This is a genomic window from Streptomyces sp. MB09-01 (genome assembly GCF_033794505.1).
Taxonomy (GTDB): domain Bacteria; phylum Actinomycetota; class Actinomycetes; order Streptomycetales; family Streptomycetaceae; genus Streptomyces.
This window is the reverse complement of sequence record NZ_JARAYQ010000437.1, coordinates 1-4142: the sequence shown is the minus strand read 5'-3', so window position 1 is coordinate 4142 and position 4142 is coordinate 1. Positions and strand designations below refer to the sequence as shown.

The window sequence follows — 4142 nt, the reverse complement described above, 5'->3', positions numbered from 1 at the left end:
GGGCGGCCGGGGAGGACTGCAGCAACGGCCCGGCGGCGGTGAGGAGTCCGGCGAGCCGGCGGGTCAGGGCGCGCCGGCCGTCGGGGGTGCCCGCGGCGTCGATCCACCCGGCGGCGCGGTCGCCGAGCCCGGCGGCCGGGTCGAGGTCCAGGAGGACCCGTACGGCCAGGGCCGCTCCCTGTATCAGCGGGGACCCGGAGGCGGCGAGCTCGGCGAGGGCCTCGTCCGTGCGCAGGCCCAGGTGGCGGGCGGCGGCGCGGTCGGCGAGGGCCACGAGGGCGGCCGCGTCGGCGGGGTCGTCGCTCCCGGCGAGGCCGGGCAGGGACCGTACGGCCGCTTCGATCAGGTCGGCGGTGAGGGCGGCGGCCGTGGCACGCGTTCCGTCCGAGGTGCCGGGGAGGTGGCCGCGGTGGAGGGCCTCCAGGAGGTCGAGGGCGTCGAGGAGTTCGGGCAGGGTCGCCGTCTGCGGCAGGGTGGTGGACGCCTCGTGGAGGCGTACGTCGACCAGTTCGGGCAGGTCGCACCGCGCGGCGGCGGCCAGCCCGGCGAGGATCTGCGCCGGGGTCGGCCCGCCGTCGGCGGCGGCCCGGCGGGCGGTGTCGCGCAGGGTTCCTGCAGCGGCCTGGGCGGCGGTGACGCCGCGGACTCCGGCGAGATCGAGGCGGGCCGGGACGGAAGGCGTCCAGGACAGCCGCCACTTCGTGCCGAGGGCGGTCCCGTCGCCGGTGGCGGCGACGGTGAGCGGCTCCCCGTAGGAGGCACCGCACACGAGGAGCCGTTGCAGCAGGACCTCGCGGCGGCCGTCGAGGGCGGAACGCAGCGGGTCGAGGCGGACCTCGCGGGAGGCGGGCTCGTCGGGGCCGGGCAGGCGCAGTTCCGTCAGCTCGGCCTCCACGGAGGGGCCGAGACCGGAGCGGGGGGCGTGCGGGGTGATCCGCCCCCGGGCGGTGCCGACGAACACGGCTTCGAGGGCGCGGGCCAGTGCCCGTCCCCGGCCGAGCGGTTCGCCCTGGCCGAGCACGGTGGTGACGGCCTCGAGGAGTTCGCCGCGGCCTGGCGCGGGGAGCCCGCGCAGGACGGCGAGGTCGCAGGCGAGCCGCAGGGTCTCGGCGGCCTCGCCGGTGCCGGCGGTGTGCCCGGCCCGGCGCAGCTCCCGGCAGAGCCGGGTGACGGCGACGGAGGCCGCCTCCCGGACCCGCCCGGGGTCCCCGCCGGCTTCCAGGACGGCTTGCTGCCAGAGCGGATCCCGGATGCCGGCGGGGTAGCCGGATCGGGAGTCGAGCAGATCGAAGGAGTACGGCACGAAGGAGGTGACGGCCCGTTCCGTCCCCGCGCCGGGACCGGGCTCGGCGTGCGCGGTCCCCGCGGCCCGGGGCCCCGGCAGCGAGCCGCCGGAGCCCCCGGCGGTCGCTCCCGGGAGGACACCGGCGGGCCCGTTCCCGGCATCCACTCCGACGGGGGCCGGGGCGAGGTCAACGAGCCCCGGGCGTGCGGCCGCGGTCCCGCTCCCGGCGCCGGCGCCCACGCGCGCCGGGAGAGCATCAGCAGGCCCGGCGGCCACACCCGCACGGGACGGGTCGACATCGACGGGGCCGCTCCCGGCAGCAGCGCCCTGGCGGGGGCGGTCGGTACAGGTCGGGCCGGTCCCGGCGCTCGCGCCGGGGAAGGCGGGGCCGGCGGAGACCGGCCTGGCCCCCGCGTCCACACCCGCACGGGAGGGGTCTGCACCGGCGGGCCCGGTCCCGGCAGCCACACCCTGGCGGGCGCGGTCCGCAGCGGCCCCGCTCCCGGCGCCCACGCGTTCCGGGTCTACGGCGAGAGCGTCCACGCCCAGGAGGGCCGGGGCGTGGAAAGCGCCGATCACGGCGGCCACCCGGCGGCCCCCGGCGGCTGCGCCGGCGATCACGGAGCGCATGTGGGACTCGCGGGCCAGATCCCTCGCGGGCGGGGTGGAGTCCGCTCGCAGCGCCCAGCCCACGCCGAGCGCCGCCCGGCGCACGGCTTCCGCGGAACAGCCCGGTGCGAGCACCTCGACGGCACGGTCCCACAGATCGTCACCGTCACGGCCGGTACCGGCCGTGACGGTGACGATCTGTGGGACCGTGCCGTCGAGGTGCTCGCACCGGGCTGTTCCGCGGAAGCCGTGCGCCGGGCGGCGCTCGGCGTGGGCTGGGCGCTGCGAGCGGACTCCACCCCGCCCGCGAGGGATCTGGCCCGCGAGTCCCACATGCGCTCCGTGATCGCCGGCGCAGCCGCCGGGGGCCGCCGGGTGGCCGCCGTGATCGGCGCTTTCCACGCCCCGGCCCTCCTGGGCGTGGACGCTCTCGCCGTAGACCCGGAACGCGTGGGCGCCGGGAGCGGGGCCGCTGCGGACCGCGCCCGCCAGGGTGTGGCTGCCGGGACCGGGCCCGCCGGTGCAGACCCCTCCCGTGCGGGTGTGGACGCGGGGGCCAGGCCGGTCTCCGCCGGCCCCGCCTTCCCCGGCGCGAGCGCCGGGACCGGCCCGACCTGTACCGACCGCCCCCGCCAGGGCGCTGCTGCCGGGAGCGGCCCCGTCGATGTCGACCCGTCCCGTGCGGGTGTGGCCGCCGGGCCTGCTGATGCTCTCCCGGCGCGCGTGGGCGCCGGCGCCGGGAGCGGGACCGCGGCCGCACGCCCGGGGCTCGTTGACCTCGCCCCGGCCCCCGTCGGAGTGGATGCCGGGAACGGGCCCGCCGGTGTCCTCCCGGGAGCGACCGCCGGGGGCTCCGGCGGCTCGCTGCCGGGGCCCCGGGCCGCGGGGACCGCGCACGCCGAGCCCGGTCCCGGCGCGGGGACGGAACGGGCCGTCACCTCCTTCGTGCCGTACTCCTTCGATCTGCTCGACTCCCGATCCGGCTACCCCGCCGGCATCCGGGATCCGCTCTGGCAGCAAGCCGTCCTGGAAGCCGGCGGGGACCCCGGGCGGGTCCGGGAGGCGGCCTCCGTCGCCGTCACCCGGCTCTGCCGGGAGCTGCGCCGGGCCGGGCACACCGCCGGCACCGGCGAGGCCGCCGAGACCCTGCGGCTCGCCTGCGACCTCGCCGTCCTGCGCGGGCTCCCCGCGCCAGGCCGCGGCGAACTCCTCGAGGCCGTCACCACCGTGCTCGGCCAGGGCGAACCGCTCGGCCGGGGACGGGCACTGGCCCGCGCCCTCGAAGCCGTGTTCGTCGGCACCGCCCGGGGGCGGATCACCCCGCACGCCCCCCGCTCCGGTCTCGGCCCCTCCGTGGAGGCCGAGCTGACGGAACTGCGCCTGCCCGGCCCCGACGAGCCCGCCTCCCGCGAGGTCCGCCTCGACCCGCTGCGTTCCGCCCTCGACGGCCGCCGCGAGGTCCTGCTGCAACGGCTCCTCGTGTGCGGTGCCTCCTACGGGGAGCCGCTCACCGTCGCCGCCACCGGCGACGGGACCGCCCTCGGCACGAAGTGGCGGCTGTCCTGGACGCCTTCCGTCCCGGCCCGCCTCGATCTCGCCGGAGTCCGCGGCGTCACCGCCGCCCAGGCCGCTGCAGGAACCCTGCGCGACACCGCCCGCCGGGCCGCCGCCGACGGCGGGCCGACCCCGGCGCAGATCCTCGCCGGGCTGGCCGCCGCCGCGCGGTGCGACCTGCCCGAACTGGTCGACGTACGCCTCCACGAGGCGTCCACCACCCTGCCGCAGACGGCGACCCTGCCCGAACTCCTCGACGCCCTCGACCTCCTGGAGGCCCTCCACCGCGGCCACCTCCCCGGCACCTCGGACGGAACGCGTGCCACGGCCGCCGCCCTCACCGCCGACCTGATCGAAGCGGCCGTACGGTCCCTGCCCGGCCTCGCCGGGAGCGACGACCCCGCCGACGCGGCCGCCCTCGTGGCCCTCGCCGACCGCGCCGCCGCCCGCCACCTGGGCCTGCGCACGGACGAGGCCCTCGCCGAGCTCGCCGCCTCCGGGTCCCCGCTGATACAGGGAGCGGCCCTGGCCGTACGGGTCCTCCTGGACCTCGACCCGGCCGCCGGGCTCGGCGACCGCGCCGCCGGGTGGATCGACGCCGCGGGCACCCCCGACGGCCGGCGCGCCCTGACCCGCCGGCTCGCCGGACTCCTCACCGCCGCCGGGCCGTTGCTGCAGTCCTCCCCGGCCGCCC

General features: G+C 79.6%; 2 protein-coding genes. One reads left to right on the top strand and one right to left on the bottom strand.

Annotated elements, in window-relative coordinates; translation table 11 throughout:
- Positions 1-2092: DUF5682 family protein (locus PV721_RS41790; protein WP_319733890.1), on the bottom strand; the 2092-nt coding region annotated here is incomplete at its 3' end.
- Here PV721_RS41790 and PV721_RS41785 point away from each other — a divergent pair.
- Positions 2051-4142, top strand: a 2092-nt coding sequence (locus tag PV721_RS41785; RefSeq protein ID WP_319733890.1) for a DUF5682 family protein, incomplete at its 3' end; no start/stop codon positions are given. The two genes, PV721_RS41790 and PV721_RS41785, sit on opposite strands and share 42 nt — an antisense overlap.